At 71.2% G+C, this 18,898-nt stretch carries 24 protein-coding genes and 1 pseudogene; 11 read left to right on the plus strand and 14 right to left on the minus strand.

From position 1 onward, the window contains the following. Positions 1-73: 73 nt before the first annotated feature. Complete coding sequence (locus Q9250_RS01825) at positions 74-1,279, plus strand: MFS transporter (protein WP_306232871.1); 1,206 nt, start codon at positions 74-76, stop codon at positions 1,277-1,279. Positions 1,280-1,298: 19 nt separating this feature from the next. Here Q9250_RS01825 and Q9250_RS01830 read toward each other — a convergent pair whose 3' ends face one another. The 5 genes from Q9250_RS01830 to Q9250_RS01850 are packed head-to-tail and all read right to left on the minus strand — an operon-like array spanning position 1,299 to position 4,380. After that, complete coding sequence (locus Q9250_RS01830) at positions 1,299-1,937, minus strand: HAD family hydrolase (RefSeq protein ID WP_306232872.1); 639 nt, start codon at positions 1,935-1,937, stop codon at positions 1,299-1,301. A 4-nt stretch (positions 1,938-1,941) separates the two neighbouring features. After that, positions 1,942-2,673 (minus strand): NYN domain-containing protein, encoded by a 732-nt coding sequence (locus Q9250_RS01835; RefSeq protein WP_306232873.1) that lies wholly within the window; start codon positions 2,671-2,673, stop codon positions 1,942-1,944. A gap of 28 nt (positions 2,674-2,701) precedes the next feature. Next, positions 2,702-3,517 (minus strand): MBL fold metallo-hydrolase, encoded by an 816-nt coding sequence (locus tag Q9250_RS01840; RefSeq protein ID WP_306232874.1) that lies wholly within the window; start codon positions 3,515-3,517, stop codon positions 2,702-2,704. Positions 3,518-3,527: 10 nt separating this feature from the next. After that, positions 3,528-4,010 carry an SRPBCC domain-containing protein gene (locus Q9250_RS01845; RefSeq protein ID WP_306232875.1) on the minus strand — a complete coding sequence of 161 codons (483 nt, stop codon included), beginning with the start codon at positions 4,008-4,010 and terminating at the stop codon, positions 3,528-3,530. A 13-nt stretch (positions 4,011-4,023) separates the two neighbouring features. Then, complete coding sequence (locus tag Q9250_RS01850) at positions 4,024-4,380, minus strand: ArsR/SmtB family transcription factor (RefSeq protein ID WP_306232876.1); 357 nt, start codon at positions 4,378-4,380, stop codon at positions 4,024-4,026. Between the two features lie 85 nt (positions 4,381-4,465). Here Q9250_RS01850 and Q9250_RS01855 point away from each other — a divergent pair, with 85 nt between their 5' ends. Further along, positions 4,466-4,738 (plus strand): hypothetical protein, encoded by a 273-nt coding sequence (locus Q9250_RS01855; protein WP_306232877.1) that lies wholly within the window; start codon positions 4,466-4,468, stop codon positions 4,736-4,738. 30 nt (positions 4,739-4,768) lie between these two features. Here Q9250_RS01855 and Q9250_RS01860 read toward each other — a convergent pair whose 3' ends face one another. The 4 genes from Q9250_RS01860 to Q9250_RS01875 form a co-directional block, all read right to left on the minus strand. Then, on the minus strand, positions 4,769-5,479 hold the full coding sequence (locus Q9250_RS01860; protein ID WP_306232878.1) for a ZIP family metal transporter: 711 nt from the start codon (positions 5,477-5,479) through the stop codon (positions 4,769-4,771). Positions 5,480-5,489: 10 nt separating this feature from the next. Beyond that, entirely contained in the window at positions 5,490-5,834 is a 345-nt protein-coding gene (locus Q9250_RS01865) for a YciI family protein (RefSeq protein WP_306232879.1), read from the minus strand. A gap of 96 nt (positions 5,835-5,930) precedes the next feature. Further along, the gene (locus tag Q9250_RS01870) at positions 5,931-6,557 is read right to left on the minus strand and encodes a class I SAM-dependent methyltransferase (RefSeq protein ID WP_306232880.1); all 627 of its coding nucleotides are present in this window, start codon (positions 6,555-6,557) and stop codon (positions 5,931-5,933) included. Further along, positions 6,550-7,242, minus strand: a complete 693-nt coding sequence (locus Q9250_RS01875) for a TetR/AcrR family transcriptional regulator (RefSeq protein ID WP_306232881.1) — start codon at positions 7,240-7,242, stop codon at positions 6,550-6,552. Before Q9250_RS01875 ends, Q9250_RS01870 begins: the two co-directional genes overlap by 8 nt. A 91-nt stretch (positions 7,243-7,333) precedes the next feature. Between Q9250_RS01875 and Q9250_RS01880 the strand changes: the two genes are divergently transcribed. Then, complete coding sequence (locus Q9250_RS01880; RefSeq protein WP_306232882.1) at positions 7,334-7,792, plus strand: nitroreductase family deazaflavin-dependent oxidoreductase; 459 nt, start codon at positions 7,334-7,336, stop codon at positions 7,790-7,792. Positions 7,793-7,858: 66 nt separating this feature from the next. Here the strand turns inward: Q9250_RS01880 and Q9250_RS01885 are convergent, their stop codons facing one another. Together Q9250_RS01885 and Q9250_RS01890 are read right to left on the minus strand one after the other, a co-directional pair. Beyond that, complete coding sequence (locus Q9250_RS01885; protein ID WP_306232883.1) at positions 7,859-8,704, minus strand: SMP-30/gluconolactonase/LRE family protein; 846 nt, start codon at positions 8,702-8,704, stop codon at positions 7,859-7,861. A 112-nt stretch (positions 8,705-8,816) separates the two neighbouring features. Continuing rightward, positions 8,817-9,056: pseudogene (locus Q9250_RS01890) on the minus strand (aldo/keto reductase); the annotation flags it as partial. A 441-nt stretch (positions 9,057-9,497) separates the two neighbouring features. Between Q9250_RS01890 and Q9250_RS01895 the strand changes: the two are divergent. The 3 genes from Q9250_RS01895 to Q9250_RS01905 all read left to right on the plus strand — a co-directional run bounded on the left by Q9250_RS01895 (position 9,498) and on the right by Q9250_RS01905 (position 13,248). Beyond that, entirely contained in the window at positions 9,498-10,025 is a 528-nt protein-coding gene (locus tag Q9250_RS01895) for a 4'-phosphopantetheinyl transferase family protein (protein ID WP_306232884.1), read from the plus strand. Between the two features lie 180 nt (positions 10,026-10,205). After that, positions 10,206-10,772 carry an NADPH-dependent FMN reductase gene (locus Q9250_RS01900; protein ID WP_306232885.1) on the plus strand — a complete coding sequence of 189 codons (567 nt, stop codon included), beginning with the start codon at positions 10,206-10,208 and terminating at the stop codon, positions 10,770-10,772. A gap of 160 nt (positions 10,773-10,932) precedes the next feature. Further along, positions 10,933-13,248 carry an ATP-binding protein gene (locus tag Q9250_RS01905; RefSeq protein WP_306232886.1) on the plus strand — a complete coding sequence of 772 codons (2,316 nt, stop codon included), beginning with the start codon at positions 10,933-10,935 and terminating at the stop codon, positions 13,246-13,248. Here the strand turns inward: Q9250_RS01905 and Q9250_RS01910 are convergent. Then, positions 13,144-13,527 (minus strand): hypothetical protein, encoded by a 384-nt coding sequence (locus Q9250_RS01910; RefSeq protein WP_306232887.1) that lies wholly within the window; start codon positions 13,525-13,527, stop codon positions 13,144-13,146. The genes Q9250_RS01905 and Q9250_RS01910 overlap by 105 nt on opposite strands. A gap of 172 nt (positions 13,528-13,699) precedes the next feature. On the opposite strand from Q9250_RS01910, the gene Q9250_RS01915 reads away from it, so the two are divergent. From Q9250_RS01915 to Q9250_RS01935, 5 genes are all read left to right on the plus strand, one after another. Further along, a complete protein-coding gene (locus Q9250_RS01915) occupies positions 13,700-14,446 on the plus strand; it encodes a DUF4386 domain-containing protein (protein WP_306232888.1) in 747 nt (248 codons plus the stop codon). A gap of 37 nt (positions 14,447-14,483) precedes the next feature. Next, entirely contained in the window at positions 14,484-15,542 is a 1,059-nt protein-coding gene (locus Q9250_RS01920) for an NAD(P)-dependent alcohol dehydrogenase (RefSeq protein WP_306232889.1), read from the plus strand. Continuing rightward, the gene (locus tag Q9250_RS01925; protein ID WP_306232890.1) at positions 15,539-16,411 is read left to right on the plus strand and encodes an SDR family NAD(P)-dependent oxidoreductase; all 873 of its coding nucleotides are present in this window, start codon (positions 15,539-15,541) and stop codon (positions 16,409-16,411) included. Before Q9250_RS01920 ends, Q9250_RS01925 begins: the two co-directional genes overlap by 4 nt. 409 nt (positions 16,412-16,820) lie before the next feature. After that, entirely contained in the window at positions 16,821-17,078 is a 258-nt protein-coding gene (locus tag Q9250_RS01930; protein ID WP_306232891.1) for a type II toxin-antitoxin system Phd/YefM family antitoxin, read from the plus strand. Then, a complete protein-coding gene (locus tag Q9250_RS01935; protein WP_306232892.1) occupies positions 17,075-17,461 on the plus strand; it encodes a type II toxin-antitoxin system VapC family toxin in 387 nt (128 codons plus the stop codon). Before Q9250_RS01930 ends, Q9250_RS01935 begins: the two co-directional genes overlap by 4 nt. Before the next feature lie 44 nt (positions 17,462-17,505). Here the strand turns inward: Q9250_RS01935 and Q9250_RS01940 are convergent, their stop codons facing one another. Both Q9250_RS01940 and Q9250_RS01945 read right to left on the minus strand, forming a co-directional pair. Continuing rightward, positions 17,506-17,940 carry a PIN domain-containing protein gene (locus Q9250_RS01940; RefSeq protein WP_422665062.1) on the minus strand — a complete coding sequence of 145 codons (435 nt, stop codon included), beginning with the start codon at positions 17,938-17,940 and terminating at the stop codon, positions 17,506-17,508. 271 nt (positions 17,941-18,211) lie between these two features. After that, positions 18,212-18,880, minus strand: coding sequence for a response regulator transcription factor (locus Q9250_RS01945; RefSeq protein ID WP_306232894.1), 669 nt, complete (start codon positions 18,878-18,880; stop codon positions 18,212-18,214). Positions 18,881-18,898 lie beyond the last annotated feature (18 nt).

The following is an 18,898-nucleotide window of genomic DNA, read 5'->3' on the forward strand; positions in this document are numbered from 1 at the left end:
TGGTGGGGTCAGGAATGCCGAGGACTCCCGGGACGGCGGGGATCATCGCTGTCGCAGGGCCGTCGGGAGCATCGTGACCGCACGTTCGCATCGCCTCGCCCTGCTGCAGACGGCGCTCGTGTCGGCCGCGTTCGCTATGCAGCTGGTGGTCTCGAACGCCATCAACCCGCTGCTGCCCGTCTACCGCGAGCAGCTCGACCTCAGCGCTCTCGTGCTGTCGCTGACCTTCGTGCTCTACGTCGGCGCGCTCGTGGCGGTGCTGTCGCTGCTCGCGAACCCGCGCTTCGCCCGCCACGCGCCCTGGCTGCTGCTGGTCAGCCTCGTCGTGCTCATCGCCTCCGACCTGTTCGCCGTGCACCCCGAGCCGTGGTCGATCCTCGCCTCCCGGGTGCTCGTGGGCGTGGCGGGCGGCCTCGGCACGGGCGCGGCTTCGGCGCTCGTCGTGGGCACGATCGGCGCCGCCGGCCGCGCGATCACGTCGACCGGCAACATCGCGGGCGCCGTCGTGGGCACGGTGGGGGCGCAGCTGCTCGTCTCGCTGCTCGGCGCGGCGGCCCCGGCACCGGTGTTCCTGGGGCACGCGGCCATCGCGGCGGTGCTCGCCGTGGTGCTCGCGGTGGTGCTCTGGGTGCGTCGGCGCCCCAATGCGCGGGCGCTCGAGCACCAGACGGGCGCGCTGCAGGTCGGAACACGGCAGCGGATGCCGTTGCCCGCTCGTGCGGTGCCGCTGCTGCTGGCGGGCGGCATCACCTGGGCGGCGCTCAGCATCAGCGTCGTCTTCAGCGCGACGATCTTCGCGGAGCTCGGGCAGACGGCCGTGCAGGCGCTCGGGCCCGCGCTGCTGCTGGTCGCGAGCGGTGCGCTGCAGCTCGCGAGCCCGGCGCTCGCGCGCGTCGCACCGTGGCTGAGCGGCATGCTGCTGCTCGCGCTCGGCGCCGCCTCGGTCGCTGTCGCCGTGGTCTGGGCGCAGCCGATCGCTGGTGTCGTGGGGCTGGTGGCGATCGGCGCCGGCGCCGGCATCGCCTACCGGGCCGCGCTCGTCGTCTTCACCCTCGGCGCGCGCAGCTCCCAGCAGGGCGCCCTCGCCTCGGTCTACGCGGCGGTGACGTACGCGGAGGCCGCCGTCGCGGCGCTCGGCGTCGGCCGGCTGAGCGACCTCGTGGGCTTCGGCCCTGCCGCGGTCGGCACGTTCGGCGCGCTCGCCGTGCTCGCCGCGGCGGCGCTGCTGTGGGCGCCGCGGCTGCGCGACACGGTCGAGCCGGGCGCTGCGCCCGCCTGAGCAGCGCGCGCCCGCAGGCTCACCGGATCGTCGTCGTCTCGAGCCCGGACGCGCGGTAGCGCTCCGCCGAGTGGCGTGACGGGGAGACCAGGACGACGGATGCTGCGGCTCGGGCAGTGGGGAAGTCGTCGAACGAGTCGGTCCAGAAGCGCCGACGCTCGATGTCGACGCCGGCATCGCGGAGCGCCGCGAGCTTGCCATCGCCACGGATGTGCCGGTCGAAGACCGGGCCGCTCGGCGTCCACCGCAGTGTGGAGGCGAGCAGCAGGTCGTGCTCGACGCCGGCCGCGGCCAGGAACGCCGCGGCGAGCCGGTGCTCGGACCCGGTGGCGACGACGATGTGGGCGCCTGCATCGCGGGCTCGGGCGGCGACCTCGACCATCGAAGGGCGCGCCGCGACCCTGCCCAACCGGCTGCCGACGTCGAGCGCGAGCGCGTCGTAGGTCGGTTCCGTCACGCCTCGCAGGAGTGCTCGAGCCACTTCGCGCGTGGCAGCGGCGTGCCGCGGCACGTCGTGGCCCGCGCGAACCCAGCGCACGAGCTCGGAGGTGCTGCGGATGCCGGTGAGCGGCGCACGGCGCGCGGCGGCGACGAGCAGCGACGCGAACGTGTCGCGCGTCGACAGCACGCCGTCGAGGTCGAGCACCACGTCGGTCACTGGATCAGGCGCCGTTCTTCTTGCTGCGGACGCGCAGGCCTCCGGCTGGTCGTGGTTCGACGACGAACAGCTCTGTTGCCCGCACCAGGTCCGACAGCTTGATGTAGCCCCAGTTGCGCGAGTCGAAGTCGGGATGCTGCTTGCGCATCAGCTGCCCGACCGCGCCGAGATCCGCCCAGCCATCCTCGCCTGACGCCGTTGTGATGCTCAGGCGCAACCCTGAGACGAGCTTGGTGTCGCCGCGCAGCTTGGGGGAGGGCACTCGCGTTGGCGCAGTCGAGCTGTCCTCGACCTCAGGCTCGTCGATGACGTCGAGGTAGGTGAACCGATCGCATGCGTTCCGGAAGGCCTCAGGCGTCTGCCGCTCGCCGAAGCCGTACACGGTCACGCCCTCTTCGCGGATGCGGGAGGCGAGCCGGGTGAAATCGCTGTCGGAGGACACGATGCAGAAGCCCTGGAAGCGACGCGTGTAGAGAAGATCCATCGCATCGATGATCAGCGCGCTGTCGGTCGCGTTCTTGCCCACCGTGTTGGCGAATTGCTGGATCGGCTGGATCACGTGCTCCTGCGACGGCGCCTTCCAGCTCTTGAGCTTGGTGTCGGTCCAGTCGCCATAGACGCGCTTGACGGATGCCGTGCCGAAGCGTGCCACCTCTGTCAGCACCGCGCCGATCTTGGCGGCAGAGACGTTGTCGGCATCGACGAGGACAGCGAGGAGGTCGTTGGGCTGGGCCATGCGCTCAGCATGGCAGTCGCCGAGGGCCTCATCCGTCCTCGTGCGACCGCTCGGCGAGGCGCTGCACCTGCCACCGATGCACGTCGGGCAGCCACTCGAGCGGAGCCGCCGGGCCGACCCGCGGGTCGTCGGGCTCGCTGCCGGCCTGCAGTGCCTGCACGTAGGCGCGATCCTGGGCGATGCGCGCTCTCAGGTCGTCTGCGCTGCCGACCGATCCGTGCCCGGGGACCACGACATCCGCCCCCTCGGCGACGCTCTCGAGCAGCTGCAGCGCGGCGAGGTAGTCGTCGATCTGATGCTCCGCCTGCAGATCGAGGAAGGGCATCAGGATGTCGGAGAGCATGTCGCCGGCGACGAGCACCCGGCGCTGCTCGAGCAGCAGCGCCGCGTGACCCTCGGCGTGCGCGCGGTGCTCGAGGATGCGCACCACCGGGCCCTCCCACGGGATGCGGTCGGAACCGGCGGGCAGCCCGGTGATGAGGCCGAGCAGCTCCATCGGGATCTCGTGCGCGTGCTCCGGCGGCAGCCCTTCGGCGACCTCATCCTGCCAGGCGGGGTGCGTCAGCACCTCGCGGATCGCCGCGGCTCCACGAGCGGTGCCGTAGCGTGGCGCATCGCCCAGCGCGGGATGCCAGAGCACGTGATCCCAGTCGGGATGCGTCGAGAAGCCGGCCACGACCGACTGGCCGAGCTCGCGGATGTCCTCCGCGAGCCCCGCCAGCTCGTCGACGGTGATGCCCGGGTCGATGACGAGCACGCCGGTGCGGCCCTGCACGACCACGGCGTTGCTCTGGAGGAACTCGCTCTCGTGCACGAAGACGCCCTCGGCGATCTGCCGCAGCATGGCGGGCTCCTCAACGCTCGGCGGCCAGCATGGCGTCGAGCTGTCGATAGCCCTCCTCCATGCCGTCGGTCATGCCCGCCTGCAGCATCGCGTGCAGGTTCTCGATCGAGGGGAAGACGCTGCGCGCGACGATGCGCGAGCGGCCGCCGGGCAGATCCTCGAAGCGGATGATGTCGAGGCTGACCTCATCGGGCGCGCCCTCCCACTCGAACGTCTGGATCAGCATCTCGCCGGGCCGCGCGGTGTGGATGGCGCCACGGAAGCCGTGCTCCCGGTCGTCCCCGGCATCCGACTGCACGAACCGGTAGGCGCCGCCCGAGCGGTGCTCCCACTCGGTGACGCGCGTCGTGTACTTCGCGGGGCCGACCCACTGCACGTACAGCTCGGGGTCGGCGTGCGCGGCGTAGACGGCCGCGGCGGGGGCGTCGAACTCTCGCGTGAAGTCGATGAGCGGCTGGTTCGGCAGCGTCTCGACGGCGAGTGCGTTGCTCATGGTTCCTGCTCCTTCATTCGTTCGGTGCGGATGCTGCGCTCGCGTCTGCGAGGACGGCGTCGAGACGGCGGTACGCCGCCTCCGCCCGCAGCCGGTAGTGGTCGATCCAGGCGGTGAGCCGCTCGAGCGCGGCGGCGTCGAGATGCACGGGACGGCGCTGCGCGTCGCGCGATCGCGTCACGAGGCCCGCCTTCTCGAGCACGGCGATGTGCTTCGACACCGCCTGCTTCGTGATCGCGAACGGCTCGGCGAGCTCGTTGACGGTCGCGGAGCCCGTGCTGAGCCGCGCGACGATCGCGCGGCGCACGGGATCGGCGAGGGCCAGGAAGGCTTCGTCGAGCCGGTCGTCGTCGTCCACTGGGCAACTCATCTCTTGATCAACCGATTGATTGATCACGGTACGCCCAGGCCGACCGATGGTCAAGAGCCCGGCGGCGACCGGGCACAATCAGAGGGTGAACGATGATCCCTCGCCCCATCGCGATGCGCGCTGGGCCGGGTCGTACGCGCTCGCGGCCGGGTTCGCGTCGGTGGTCTGCACGCTGCTGCCCGCGGTCAGCGAGGTGGTGGCGGGGCCGCTCGCGCTCATCGCGATCGTGCTCGGGCTGGTGGGCATCCGGCTGCACAGCGTCAAGCGCGCGGCGCGGGTCGCTCCCGCGATCATCGGGCTGATGCTGGGTGCGGTGGCCCTGTTCATCGTCGTGCTGATGCTCGCGGCCTCGCTCTGACGCGAGCCGTCGCGTGCTCTGCCGCGCGGTTCACTCGCCGAGCAGCGAGAGCCCGGCGGCGACGGCGAAGCCCACCACGGTCGCCAGCCCCGCGATGTCGCCGGCCTTCTTGCGTGCCTCGGGGATCATCGCGTCGATGAGCATCACCAGGAGCGCCCCCGCCGCGATGCCGTCGATGGTCGCGACGACGGGCGGCGCAGCCACTTCCGCCAGGATCCGACCACCGATGGCGGCCAGCGTGCAGAGCACGGCAACGCCGAGCCACAGGAGCATCACGAACCGCTTCGAGCGGCCGTCGGCTCGCATGTCTGCCGAGGCACCGATCGACTCGGGCAGGTTCGAGACGAAGATCGAGACGAGCAGGGCCAGGCTCACACCGTTGCCCGCGACGAGCCCGATGCCGAGCACGGCCTGCTCGGGGATGCCGTCGAGCAGCGCGCCCAGCACGAGCGGAAAGCCCGTCGCGCCGCCGCCGCGCCGTCCCGATCGCCGCTCGACGGCCCGGTCGGCGGCGAAGTAGGCGACCGCCCCGATCGCGAGGCCGATGCCCATGCCGATCGGGCCCCCCAGCTCGAGACCGGCCTCGGCGAGCTCGAACGCCACCGCGGCGATGAGCGCGCCGGCGCCGAACGCCAGCACGATGCCGACCGTGCGGTCGGACCACGACCGCACGACGGCGAGCAGCGCCCCGACCACGAGCGACGAGGCGGCGATGCCGCCCCAGAGCAGCGCTTCGAGCACCGGAGGCGGGTCAGCTGGCCGGGTCGAACCCGAACCGCCGCAGCTCCTGCGGGCAGCGGCACGCCGTCGCGATCCTCGCCGCCCACTCCTCGGCCTGCTCGCGCGACTCGAGCTTGAGCACCGTGTAGCCGCCCTCGAGGCGGGCGGTGTGCGGCGATGAGGCACCCTCGGTCACCGTCCCGTCGGCCGCGACCGTCACCGGCGGCACCTCCTCGTCGATGCCGCCGCCGAAGACGTAGACACCGGCGGCCTTCGCCTCCTCGATCACCGCGTGCGAGTCGTCGACGACCTGCTGGAACTCGCCTTCCGGGATCTGCATCGCTCCGCTGGGGAACGAGATCAGGTAGTGGTTCATGCCGCACCTCTTCTGCTCGGGCGAGCGACCGCATCCGCTCACCGTCTGATCCTGCAGCAGGATCGTGGCGACCGGAACAGGCGATCGAGCGGGCAGTCAGCCGACCTTGTGCGCCCGGATGCGCTCGACGGTGCCGGCCTTGCGGCGCTCGGTCTCGTCGACGACGAAGCCGGCCCGCTCGACGAGCGGCAGCGAGCGCCTGGTGAAGTGCTCACCGGCAGAGCGGATCGTCACCTGCTCGAGGGCCCGCTGCGCCCAGCGGATCGGCGGCCACGTGCTGCCGATGTGGTCGAGCAGCAGCAATCGGCCGCCCGGCACCAGCGCCCGCTGCATCTCGCCGACCGCACGCTCGGAATCGGGGATGCAGCACAGCGCCAGCGCGCACACGACCGTGTCGAACGACGCATCCGGGAAGGGCAGTCGCTCGGCGTCACCCTCGTGCAGGGCGACCTCGCGGCCGAGCGAAGCCGCCCGCTGCCCGGCGACGGCGAGCATGCCGGCGCTGATGTCGATGCCGGTCACCGTCGCCTCGGCGGGGTAGTGCGGGAGCGTCAGCCCTGTGCCGATCGCCACCTCGAGCACGCGGCCGCAAGCGCGGCTGCCGAGCCACGAGCGGCTGTCGACGCCGAACCAGACCCGCTCGAGCGTGCCCATCGCGCGGTCGTAGACGCCCGCGCCCTCGTCGTAGATGCGTCGCTGACGGTCGCTGGGCGATTCAGGCATCGCTCGACTCCCGCGCTCGTCGGCGCTCGAGCCCGGCGAGGATCAGCTCGACCGAGAAGTCGAACTCCTCCTGGTCGTCGCAGCCGCCGAGCGCGCCGTCGTGGGTCTGCGTGGCGCCGGCCGCCGCCATCTCGGCGATGCGGGGAAGCGCGGCCATCATCGCCGCCTGCATCGCGGCGGCCTCGGGCGGGGGCGGCGACGATGCGGCGCTGTCGTCGAAGAGGTCGTCGCTGAAGCCGAGCACGCGGCTGCCGAGCACGTGCAGCGCGTGATGCGTCAGATCGAGGCTGAGGCCGCCGCTGCGCAGGATGTCGAGCAGCCGATCGAGGTGTACGAGGGCCGCCGGGGTGGGCGTCGCGCGGCCCTTGATGAGCGGAGTCGTCCAGGGGTGGGCCAGCAGCGTCGACCGCGCGGCGCGCATGAGCGCGTGCGCGTCGGCGACCCAGTCGCCCGAGCGCGGGGGCGGCGCGATCTGGGTGACCACCGCATCCGCCATCTTCTCGAGCAGGCCGTGCTTCGTGCCCACGTGACGGTAGAGCGACATCGCGTCGACGCCGAGCTCCTGCGCGACGCGGCGCATGCTGACGGCGTCGATGCCGTGCGCGTCGGCGAGCGCGATCGCCGCGTCGACGACGCCCGCGGTGGTCAGGCCGGCGGGTGCCGTGCTGCTCGTTCGGGTCGCCATGGAAGGAGTCTATGGCGTGTCGGGCGAGTTCGCTCTACGCTGTAGACCTACGCCGTAGACCAATCTGCGACGACGAGCTCGAGGAGCCGACATGACCACCCAGCAGCAGCTGCCGAAGCTTCCGCCCCGCTGGTTCATCCGCAGTGCATGGGTCGGCCATCGGCTGCTCTACCGCACCACCGGCAAGGGGCTCGCGCGACCGCACCGCGACGGCAAGATGGGCATGCTCCGGCTGCACACCGTCGGCCGGCGGTCTGGCGAGCCGCGCGAGGCGATCCTCGGCTTCTACGAGCACGAGGGCAGCTTCGTCACGCTGGCGATGAATGGCTGGGCCGAGGCCGACCCGGCGTGGTGGATCAACCTGCGCGCGCACCCGCAGGCCAGCGTCGACACGGTCGACGGGCCCGTCGCCGTCGCGGCCCGAGAGGCGAAGGACGAGGAGCGCGAACGGCTGCTCGCCGAGTTCGACCGCTACACCGGCTGGGGCGACATCTCGGAGCTCTCGGTGCGCCGGCCGCACACGGCCGTCGTGGTGCTCGACCGCGCCTGAAGCGGTCGGCGCGACTGGAGGGGCTCTGGCGGGCCGCTCGTGCCCCAGCGCGGCTCGTGCGTGCCTTCAGCCGGCGAACTCGCGCACGGGGAGGCCGGTGACGCCGGGGTCGACGGCGAAGAGCGAGCCGGCCGTCGGCTCCTCGCCTTGGGCGAGGTGCTCGCGCGACGTGGTGATGTAGAGGCGGTCGAGCCGCTCGCCGCCGAAGGCGCACGCGGTGACGCGCGTCACGCCCGGCACCTCGACGCGACCGTCGACCGTGCCGTCGGGACGCAACCGCAGCACCGCCCCGGCGTTCACGACTGCGACCCAGACGCATCCGTCTGCATCGACGGTGAGCCCGTCGGGGCGCCCGTCGTCGGGCAGCGCAGCGAGAGTGCGGCGGTTCGTGAGCCCGCTCTCGCGGGCGTAGTCGAAAACCGCGACCGCGCCGGTCTCGGTGTCGTTGTAATACGCGAGCGCGCCGTCGGGGCTCCAGTCGAGGCCGTTCGAGACGGTCACGCCCTCGAGCACCGGCTCGACCCTGCCGTCGGGGTCGAGCCGGTAGAGCGAGGCGGCGCCCTTCGCCTGGTCGTAGGCCATCGAGCCGCAGTAGAAGCGGCCGTCGGGATCGCAGCCGCCCTCGTTCATGCGGATGTCGCTCGACGACCACAGCTCTGGCAGCGGCTGGAGCGAGCCGTCGGGCGACTCCAGCGCGAAGCCGCGCTCGACGCCGATGACCGCGCCGCCGCCGCGGCGCGGGCGCACGCACGCGGCGATCGAGCCGACGTGCCGGCGCCCGACGCCCGCCTCGCCGAGCGTCAGGATGTCTCCGGCGAGCATGTCGAGCCAGCGGAGGCCGCCCCACGACGCCGACCAGACGGGGCCCTCGCCATGGAAGGCGATCGGATCGGTGACCTGCTCAGCGCGCATGGCGGCTCCTCTCGATGCTCTCCTCCAGACAAGCGGGCCGGGGCGGGGCGCGCAACGGCTGTCTGGGCAGCCTCAGGCCTCCCGGGTCGGGCGTCCGGCTCGGGCTGCCGGGTCAGGCCTCCGGGATCGAACGGCCGAATACCTCGAGCGTGATCGCCGCCGGCAGCGGGCCGCCGCGCCCGCCGGTCTCGAGCGCGTCGATCGCTGCCAGCTCGTCGTCCGAGAGCGCGAAGTCGAACACGGCGAAGTTCTCGGCGATGCGCTCCGGGCGCGCCGACTTCGGGATCACCTGGCGGCCCTGCTGCAGGTGCCAGCGGAGGATCGCCTGCGCCGGCGTCTTGCCGTGCCGGGCCGGGAGCGCCGGTCGCTCAGGCACGATCGGCGCACCAACAGGTTGCGCGCCGCCGCGGGAGCGAGCGAAGATGACCTCGGCGGTATGCCGATCTTCGGTGCCCAGGGCTCGGATCTTCAGGTCGCGAGCTCAGACGCTGGTCGCACGTTGATGCGGAGCACGTCGTTTCCTCTCGTTCTTCAGAGAAAGCGGCGACCATGTCCCATTGCACCAAGCTTCCCTACCCCTCCGCGAAGGCGGCATCGCTCGCTCTGCGCGCCATCCAGCGGGCGCACCCTGGCCGAGCAGAGCGCGGGATCCACCCATGCGGCGCATGCGCGGCCTTCCACTTGACGTCCGCTCGAGGCAGTGACCGCAACAAGTGGTCTCGCTCGGGCGCACGACTTCTGCAGCGCTGAAGCGAGCATCCGCCTGCGACAGCGCCCCTGCCAGGATTGCCGCATGCAGCAGGTGGGGGATGCGGTGGTGGCCGTCGTGCGCGGGAGTCGCGCCGCGGCGCACGAGCGGGCACGCACCCTCGTGGCCGAGCTCGCCCGCGTCGACGACGCATCCGTCTCGATCGTGCAGCGCTGCCCCGACTGCGGCGGGCCGCACGGGCGACCGGTCGTCATGGCGCCGGCCGACGCGCGCGGCATCGGCGTCTCGATCGCGCACGCCGCCGACCAGCACGTGGTGGCGGCGGTGCGCGGGCGGCGCATCGGCATCGATGCCGAGCGTGCCGACGCGCCAAGCGAGCGGGTCGCCGCGCTGCGCGAGCTGCTCGGCGAGCACGACGACCTGCTGCGCCGCTGGACCCGCATCGAGGCGGCGCTGAAGGCCGATGGGCGGGGGCTTCGGGTCGAGCCGTCCGCGGTCGACGTCGACGACGCATCCGCCACCGCCCGTGTGCCCGGGGGCGACCGCGTCTACGCGCTGCACGACGTCGAGCTGGGCGACGGGCTCGTCGTCGGCCTCGCCATCGAGCGCTGAGCGGGCATGGCAGCCGGTCAGAAAAAAACTTCGTTCGACCGGGAATGATTCAAGATCGAACGGGTTGGAGCATGTGGACGTTCTCTGACAACTCGGTCTGACCGGGCATTGAGAACACCGTTCCGACAACCATCCGGGCACCGCAGAAGCACGCCCTACGACCCTTTGAGGAAGAGATCCATGACGAAGATCGCCATCATCGCCGGCAGCACCCGCCCGAACCGCATCGGCCTCGGGGTCGCCCAGTGGGTCACCGAGACGGCCAACCAGCGCGGCGACGCCGAGTACGAGCTGGTCGATGTGGCCGACTTCAACCTTCCCCTGCTCGACGAGCCCATGCCGGGCGCGCAGACGCAGGAGCACACGCAGGCCTGGGCCGCGAAGATCGCCGAGTTCGACGGCTTCGTCTTCGTCGCCGGTGAGTACAACCACTCGGTGCAGCCCGCGCTCGCCAACGCGCTGTCGTACCTGAACGCCGAGTTCAACAACAAGGCCGCCGGCATCGTCGGCTACGGCTCGGCCTACGGCGTGCGCGCCATCGAGCACCTCCGCGCAATCCTCACGGAGCTGCAGGTCGCGCACGTGCAGAAGACGGGCATGTTCTCGCTGTTCACCGACTTCGAGAACTTCTCCACCTTCAAGCCCACCGAGATGCAGGCCGCTTCGGTCACGCCGATGCTCGACCAGCTGATCGTCTGGACCAAGGCTCTCGAGGGCGTCCGCACGGGCGAGCTCGTCAACGCCTGATCCACGTCGCTGACGAGGGCCTCGCCCTCTGAACGGCGCTGAGCGGGCCTTCCCTTCGGGGGAGGCCCGCTCTGCTGCGTCTCGGGGGGCGGATGCGGTCGGTCGCGACCGCGCGGATTCCCGGCTGTGCAGGGCGAGCCGGCGCGCATAGAGTCGCAGCATGGCAGGCACTGCGCGCCGCCACGGCAATCTCCCGGCGGAGGTCAGCAGCTTCATCGGGCGGCGCCGACAGCTCCAGGAGATCAAGTCGAGCCTGGCGACGTCGCGGCTGGTGACGCTGGTCGGGCCCGGCGGCGTGGGCAAGACGCGGCTGGCCGTGCGCGCTGCAGCCGATCTGGAGCGGGCGGTCGCGGATGGCGCCTGGCTGGTCGAGCTGGGCGCGCTCACCAACCCGTCGCTCGTCCCGGAGGCGGTGATGTCGTCGGTCGGCCTCCGTGACGAATCGGGTCAATGGCCGCTCTCGCGACTGATCGATCACCTCGCCGACAGGGCGCTCCTGCTGGTGCTCGACAACTGCGAGCACCTGATCGATGCGTGCGCCGTGCTCGCCGATGCGCTGCTGCGCGAGAGCCCGAACCTGCGGATCCTCGCGACCAGTCGCCGGCCGCTCGGGATCCAGGGCGAGCGGATCGTCAAGGTCGGCCCGCTCGCCCTGCCCGGTCCCGACGCGCTCGAGCATCCTGAACGAGTCGCGCAGTCCGAAGCGGTGGCTCTGCTGAGCGAGCGTGCGGCAGCTGCCGGCGCAGACCTCGACCTGCACGGGCCGGACGCCCAGGCTGCGGTCGATCTGGTGCGGCATCTCGACGGCATCCCGCTCGCGATCGAGCTGGCCGCCGTGCGGCTGCGCACGGTGGGCCTGCCGCAGCTGCTCGAACGGCTGCACGACCGCTTCCATCTGCTCGTCGGTGGCAGCAGCGCCGCGCCGGCTCGCCAGCAGACGCTCGAGGCGACGATCGCGTGGAGCCACGACCTGCTCGACGATCGCGAGCGCGCGGTGCTCCGTCGGCTGTCGGTGTTCCCGGCCTCGTTCGCGCTCGACGCCGCCGAGCATGTCGCGAGCGCGGCGCCGCTGCCCGAGCTTGATGTCGTGGGCGCGATCGGCGCACTCGTCGACGGCTCGTTCATCGGCATCGAGCGCGACGCGGTCGGCGCCCGCTATCGCATGCACGAGACCATGCGTGCGTTCGCCCTGCTGCGGCTGCGCGAGGCCGACGAGGAGCACCTCGCCCGACAGGCGCATCGCGACTGGTTCGCCGAGCTGTGCCGACGAGCCGACTCCGACGGCAGCTCGCCGGACGACGAGCGCACGCTTGCGGCGCTGCGCTCGCTGGGGGTGGAGGAGGACGACCTCCGCGGGGCGCTCGAGCTCTGCCTGGCCGATGAGGCGGGCGCCGGCATCGGGCTGCGGATGTCGGTGGGCCTCGGCAGGCACTGGTCGAACCGCGCGCTGAGCGAGGGCATCCACTGGCTCGAGGCGCTGCTGGCGCGCAGCAGTCCCAGCGATGGCGCGCGCGGCCGCGCGCTGTTCGTGCGCAGCTACCTCGCGGTGGCGCAGGGCGACCACGCCGGGGGCCTCGAGGTGGTCGAGGAGGCGGTTCGGTTCGCGCGCGAGGACGACGACGGTGTCTTCCTGGTGCGCGTGCTCGCGATGCAGGCGGCCCTGCACGTGCTAGCAGGCGATCTCGACGCCGCTCGCCATGCAGCGCTCGAGGCCCAGCACCTCGCGCTGGCGCTCGCCGACGACATCGCACTGCTGGCGACAGCCCAATCGGAGGCGCTCATCGCCTCGGTCGACGGTGACTTCGAGCGGATGCGCGACGTCGGTCTCGAGGCCGCCGCACGGTGCGCACGCGTGCACGAGATCTACATGCTCAGCACCCATCGCACCAGTGCGGGGTTCGGCTCGATGATGCTCGGCGACCACGACGCTGCGGAGGAATCGCTCCGCGCCGCGCTCGAGGCGACCCTGGTGCTCGACGACCGGCCAGGACTGATCATGCGCCTGCAGGCGCTCGCTGGCAACGCAGCGCTCGCTGGCCGGGCGGAGCGCGCGGCGACGCTGCTGGGCGCTACGGATGCGCTCCGAGCGGAGGGCAGCTACCGCGTCAGCCTCTTCATCCGGCCGCTGGTCGAGCAGGCGACCGCCCTCGCGAAGGACCAGCTGGGGCAAGCCCGCTTCGACCGAGCCTTCAGCGCCGGCCTCGCGCTCGAGCGCGATGCCGCGGTCGCGCTGGCCCTGGGGACCGCACCGCCGGCCGCGCATCGCTCGACGCAGCAGCACGACGATCCGCTCAGCAGGCGCGAGCGCGAAGTGGCGATGCTGGCAGCAGAGGGCATGACCAACAAGGCGATCGCCGGCAGGCTGTTCGTCTCAGAGCGCACCGTCGAGACGCACGTCTACAACGTCCTCAACAAGCTCGGCGTGCGCTCGAGGGCGGGCATCGCCGACTGGATGGCCACCACCCCGGGCTCCTGAAGCAGTGCCGCCGTCGGATGCTGGCAGGAGCTGCTCCAGCTCGTGGATCCTCGGGGCCGGCAGCATCGCCAGCGCCACCAGGCTCCGCACGGCATCGACGCTCCGGGTCTGCAGCACGCAGAGCAGCCGCCCGTCGTCCGCGAGCGCGGCGACGACCGGCGCGGCGACAGGATCGCGCTGCTCGAGCCGCGCCTGCGCTGCCAGCAGCGCCCGCGCCGCGCGGTGGGCGTCGACGCGACTGGCGTGGGGGAGGGCGATCTCGACGAGGAAGCAGCGCATGCTCCACAGGCTCGCCGACCCGTCGGGGCGCGCGCATCGAGGCGAACACCGAGCCGGTACGCAGAGCCGAGGGTGCCCGCTCAGTACCCGCTACGTGCTCCTGCGGAGTCGCGAGCCGGCGCCCGAGCGGACGATGTGAGGCATCGCATCCACCTCGACGTCAGGACATGTCATGACCACCACGACCCTCACCGCCGGTTCGACCGGCGCAGCGCGTGCGACAGACGCGACCGCGCGCCCGAAGCGCGATCCGCGCATGCGGCAGTCCCGCATCCTCGGTGCCCTCTTCCTCGCAGGCTTCCTCGTCTACGGCAGCGGCTCATCGATCGTCGCCTCGCTGCTCGGCGGCGCCGACTTCCTCGTCACGATCGGCCCGCTGACATCGCTGCTGGCGCTCGGCGCGTTCCTGATGCTGCTGAACACCGCGGTCGACATCGCGAAGGCGGTCATCTTCGTGCCGATCCTGGAGCGGCACAGCAGGCGCACGGCACTGACCTATCTCTCCGCGATCCTGGTGCAGGTGGTGTTCCTCAGCATCGGGGCGCTCGCGGTGCTGATGATCGTGCCGCTGTCGACGCAGCCGGGCGCCGCCGGCGCGACCACGGTCGGAACCGTCCTCGCCGAGCTCAACGGCATGGCGTACCAGATCGGCCAGATGACGCTCGGCGTCGGCGCGACCTTCGTGTGCGTGCTGCTGCTGCGCACGGGCCTGGTGCCCGCATGGCTGGCCTGGGCGGGACTCATCGGCTACCCGCTGCACGTCGCCGGCACCGTGGCAGAGCTGTTCGGCGTGCCGATCGGCCTCTACCTCACGATGCCCGGCTTCTTCTTTGAGCTCGCCTTCCCGGTGTGGCTGCTCATCAAGGGCTTCCGCGCCGAGCCGTTCCACGGACCGCGCATGGCGCCGGCCACCCACTGACCCCCTGAACCACCTTCGACACGAGAAGAGACACGACATGAACAGCCAACCCGAAGCAGCCCGCGAGTCAGCGCCGATCGTTCACGCCGACCTGCCGCCGACGATGTCGGCCATCGTGCAGGACCGGTACGGCAGCCCGGAGGAGGTGCTGCGACTCGAACGGGTTCCGGCTCCCCGGCCGGAGGGCGACCAGGTCGTCGTCCGGGTGCATGCCGCATCGATCCACGTCGGCGACCTCGTCGCCGTGCGGGGCGAGCCCATGGTCGCGCGCGTGGCGACCGGACTGACGCGACCCAAGCAACGCATCCCCGGCACCGATGTGTCCGGCACGGTGGCCGCGGTCGGCGACACCGTCACGCAACTGCGCGTCGGCGATGAGGTGTTCGGATGGTGCTCCGGTGCGTTCAGCGAGTACGTCTCCGACAGCGAGGAGCGCTTCGTGCCGAAGCCCGCCAACCTCACGCTGGCACAGTCGGCCGCGATCGGCGTCTCGGCGTCGACCGCTCTGCAGCTGCTTCGCGGCCGGGTGCAGCCGGGCGCCAGGGTGCTCATCAACGGAGCCTCCGGCGGGCTCGGGTCGTTCGCGGTGCAGATCGCCGTGGCGCTCGGGGCGGACGTCACGGGCGTGTGCGGCTCGGCCAACGTGGAGACCGTGCGGACGCTGGGCGCCGCGCACGCGATCGACTACACGCAGCACGACTTCACCGAGGGCACGGAGCGCTATGACTTCATCCTCGACAACGTCGGCAATCACTCGCTCGGCCGCACGAGGTCGGTGCTCACCGAGCACGGCGTGCTGCAGTCGAACAACGGCACTGCCGGCGGGCGCTGGTTCGGCACGCTGGGCACCGTGCTGCACACCGCTGTCGCGTCGTGGTTCACCAAGCGGCAGGCGCCGCCGTCGATCAAGTTCTCGAACCGGCCCGACCTGCTCGAGCTGCGGGCGCTGATCGAGGCCGGCAGCGTGTCACCGCTCATCGACCGCGCCTATCCGCTGGCCGAGGCTGCGAGCGCGCTGAGCCACGTCGGTCGGGGCCACGCTCGTGGCACGGTGCTCATCGCCATCGGCTCACAGGGCACTGGAGCACGGCCGTGACCGGCGGGCTCGCTGTCGGCGCCGGCAAGACGGCGCTGGTCACGGGTGCCACGTCGGGCATCGGCAAGGAGACCGCGCTCGCACTGAGTCGGGTCGGCTTCAACGTCGTCATCCTTGGGAGGAACGCGGCGAAGACTTCCGACGCAGCCGCATGGCTGCGCGGGCAGAGCGGCAGCGCGGCGGTCGATGTGCTGGTGGCCGACCTCACGTCGCAGTCGCAGGTGCGCCGTGCTGCCCGCGAGTTCCGCGCCGCGCATGCTCGGCTCGATGTGCTGGTCAACAACGCCGGCGGCGTCTTCCCGAGCTGGCAGCTGACCGAGGACGGCGTCGAGCGCACCTGGGCCCTCAACCATCTCGCACCGCTGCTGCTCGCGCTCGAGCTGCTGCCGCTGCTGAGGGCGGGCACTCCGTCTCGCATCGTCAACGTCGCTTCGGGAGCGCACGCGAACGGTCGCATCGACCTCGGTGCACAGCACGAGGAGGCCGCGTTCAGCATGGACGCCTACTCGAACGCGAAGCTTGCGAACGTGCTCGCCAGCTACGCGCTCGCACGCCGCTTGACCGGCACGGGCGTGACCGTGAATTGCGTGCACCCCGGCGTCGTCGGCACCTCGTTCGGCAGAGAAGCCGGCGGCTGGATCAAGGCGGTCTCCGTGATCGCCCGACCCTTCCTGCTGTCGCCCGCCCGGGGCGCCGCCACATCGGTGCACGTCGCCACCGCGCCGGAGCTCGAGAGCGTCACGGGCGCGTACTTCGCCAAGAGCAGCGCGCGCCGGTCGTCGCCCGCCAGCTACGACGAAGCGCTGCAGGAGCGTGTGTGGAGCGCGGCCCTCAGCGAACTGGGTGCGACGGCGCTGTCGCTTGGGTGACCTGCGCGCCGAGGCCCGCAGGTGGGCGACATCCCAACTGTCGCAAGACTTGCGACAGTTCAGCGCGAGAGCGAGAGGGAGGTGCGGCGGCTGGTCGAGCACGACAACCGCGGTTCGGGTTCGGGTTCGGGTTCGGGTTCGGGCTCGGGCTCGGCTGAGGCTGCACGACCAGCGACGCGCTGGCGCAGTGACTTCTCAGGGCAGCGCGTGTCCGGCATCACGACGATGACGTTGGAGTGCCCGTAGGCGTCGAGTCACTTGCTCGGCACGACGACGACCGTGACGTGATCTGGTTCAGGCATCAGGTGCTTGTTGCCTCGCTTCGCCACGCGCTCCTACGTTCCGGGCCAACAGGTAAGTTTCGCCAGACCCCACTGTTCCCTATCTGATTATCAGATATACTGCTTCCATGCGAACGATCAGCGCGACCGAGGCCTCCCGCCGGTTCTCGGATCTGCTCGACGCCATCGAGGCGGGCGAGACGATCACGGTGACCCGCGGGAGTCGACGGATAGCAGAGATCCGGCCCGCGCACCGAGGTACTGGGCGCGACCTGCGGGCCGCGCTGGCATCGATGTTGCCACCGGACGAGCGCTTCGCCACCGACATCGCTGACGCGCTCGAACACCTGAGCGATGAGGGGGCGGATCCTTGGGCCGGCGCGTGATCCTCGACACGAACGTCTTGATCGACTACGAGCGCGGGACCATTGATCGCGAGGCACTCGACGACGACGATCTCGCGATCGCGGCGCTGACGGTTGCGGAATACCGCACAGGCATCGAATTGGCCGACACCAGCGAGCGCGCTGCCGCTCGATCGCGGGCGCTGGCCGCGATGGTCGAAGTTCTCGAGGTCCTGGAGTACACCGAGGCGACCGCAGTGCATCACGCCAGGCTGATCGCCCATGCCCGACGCTCAGGCAGGTCGCGCGGCGCCCACGATCTCATCATCGCCGCGCACGCAGCGCAGACCGGCAGGCTCCTGCTCAGTCGCGATGCACAGGCCCGCTTCGGCGACCTCCCGAGCGTGATCGCCTCCCAACCGTAGGACGCTGGCATGCGGACAGGGTCGAGCTGCTGCTCGACCCTGTCCTATTGCGGTTGATGGTTGTCGGCATCGCGAACCCACAAGCGATCCTCGTGCGTTGCCACGCTCACAGGGCCGGGCGCCGGCACAGCGCCATCGCGAGCCTGTCGGAATCTCCGACAGGTTGCGGCTCCGGTGCCTGCCTCGAGGCCTACTCCGCGACGAATTCTTGGCGAAGCACTCCAGCGTCGAGCGCTCGTTCGATGTTCGAAGTCGCGGTCGGCAGTCAAGATCGTCAGATCGTTCGTGATCGCGTACGCGGCAATCATCACGTCGATGCTGCCTGCACCGCGCATGAGTCCACCGCGCCAGAGCGCTTGCTGGATGTCGAGCACCTCAGCCACGCCGGGCGCGCGTGCGGCCGGCGTGTAGAGCGCCATGTCAGCTCGAAGCTCCACATACTCCACCGGATTCCGCGCTGACCAGCAGTACTCGAGCACCTGGGGCGGACACGTGTACCTCGCCGAATCGTCTCCGAATGTTCGCGCTCCGAGCCAGCTTCCGCAGCACGCTGTTGTCGATCAGGAAGCCCCTCTGCTCGGCAAGGCGTCCCGATGCCGGTCGGTCGCGAACCCGCGCCGTCACGCGGAATAGTCGATCTGCGGGGCGTCGATCTCGTCGTCAGTGAACAGGATGCTTGCGGCTGCTGCCGCAGTCACCGCCGCGGCAGACGACCGTGAGGTGCTTTGGGTCAGGCGACGGGCTCTCGTGTCACTCCATCGGCTTTGCCGTGCCCGCGCCCGGACGGACGACTCCCGTCTCGTACGCCAGCACGACGGCTTGGGTGCGGTTCTGCAGGCCCAGCTTTGCCAGCAGACGATTGAGATGGGTCTTCACCGTCGCCTCGCCGACGAACAGCGCGGCGGCGATCTCCCAGTTCGAGCGGCCCGACGCGACCAGCCGCAGCACCTCGAGCTCGCGCTCGGTCAGCGCCGCCACGGCGGGCGGCAGCTCGGGACCGGGTGGGGGCTGCGCGATGAAGTGCTCGAGCAATCGCCGCGTGGTGGTCGGCGCGAGCAAGGTCTCGCCGCGCGCGGCACCTCGCACGGCCTCGACGAGTTGGCTCCGGCCAACCGTCTTCGTCAAGAATCCGGTCGCCCCGACCCGCATCGCGTCATAGACGTGCCGATCGAGATCGAACGTCGTGAGCACCAGCACAGCCGGCGCCTCCGCACGCTGCGTGATGCGCCGGGTCGCTTCGATGCCGTCGATGCCCGGCATGCCGAGGTCCATGAGCACGACGTCCGGCCGCAGTCGGCGGGCGAGCTCAACCGCGGTCGCGCCGTCGGCCGCCTCGGCAACCACTTCGATGTCGTCCTGCGCATCGAGGATCAGCCTGAGGCCGCTGCGCACGAGCTCCTGATCATCGACCACGAGCACTCTCACGCGCCTTGCGGC

Source organism: Agrococcus beijingensis, from assembly GCF_030758955.1.
Lineage (GTDB): Bacteria > Actinomycetota > Actinomycetes > Actinomycetales > Microbacteriaceae > Agrococcus > Agrococcus beijingensis.

Coding starts and splice junctions, on each gene's coding strand:
- Q9250_RS01835 (WP_306232873.1), bottom strand. CDS start 2,673: ATGGCCCAGCCCAACGACCTCCTCGCTGTCCTCGTCGATGCCGACAAC.
- Q9250_RS01840 (WP_306232874.1), bottom strand. CDS start 3,517: ATGCTGCGGCAGATCGCCGAGGGCGTCTTCGTGCACGAGAGCGAGTTC.
- Q9250_RS01845 (WP_306232875.1), bottom strand. CDS start 4,010: ATGAGCAACGCACTCGCCGTCGAGACGCTGCCGAACCAGCCGCTCATC.
- Q9250_RS01850 (WP_306232876.1), bottom strand. CDS start 4,380: ATGAGTTGCCCAGTGGACGACGACGACCGGCTCGACGAAGCCTTCCTG.
- Q9250_RS01865 (WP_306232879.1), bottom strand. CDS start 5,834: ATGAACCACTACCTGATCTCGTTCCCCAGCGGAGCGATGCAGATCCCG.
- Q9250_RS01870 (WP_306232880.1), bottom strand. CDS start 6,557: ATGCCTGAATCGCCCAGCGACCGTCAGCGACGCATCTACGACGAGGGC.
- Q9250_RS01875 (WP_306232881.1), bottom strand. CDS start 7,242: ATGGCGACCCGAACGAGCAGCACGGCACCCGCCGGCCTGACCACCGCG.
- Q9250_RS01880 (WP_306232882.1), top strand. CDS start 7,334: ATGACCACCCAGCAGCAGCTGCCGAAGCTTCCGCCCCGCTGGTTCATC.
- Q9250_RS01885 (WP_306232883.1), bottom strand. CDS start 8,704: ATGCGCGCTGAGCAGGTCACCGATCCGATCGCCTTCCATGGCGAGGGC.
- Q9250_RS01895 (WP_306232884.1), top strand. CDS start 9,498: ATGCAGCAGGTGGGGGATGCGGTGGTGGCCGTCGTGCGCGGGAGTCGC.
- Q9250_RS01900 (WP_306232885.1), top strand. CDS start 10,206: ATGACGAAGATCGCCATCATCGCCGGCAGCACCCGCCCGAACCGCATC.
- Q9250_RS01905 (WP_306232886.1), top strand. CDS start 10,933: ATGGCAGGCACTGCGCGCCGCCACGGCAATCTCCCGGCGGAGGTCAGC.
- Q9250_RS01910 (WP_306232887.1), bottom strand. CDS start 13,527: ATGCGCTGCTTCCTCGTCGAGATCGCCCTCCCCCACGCCAGTCGCGTC.
- Q9250_RS01915 (WP_306232888.1), top strand. CDS start 13,700: ATGACCACCACGACCCTCACCGCCGGTTCGACCGGCGCAGCGCGTGCG.
- Q9250_RS01920 (WP_306232889.1), top strand. CDS start 14,484: ATGAACAGCCAACCCGAAGCAGCCCGCGAGTCAGCGCCGATCGTTCAC.
- Q9250_RS01930 (WP_306232891.1), top strand. CDS start 16,821: ATGCGAACGATCAGCGCGACCGAGGCCTCCCGCCGGTTCTCGGATCTG.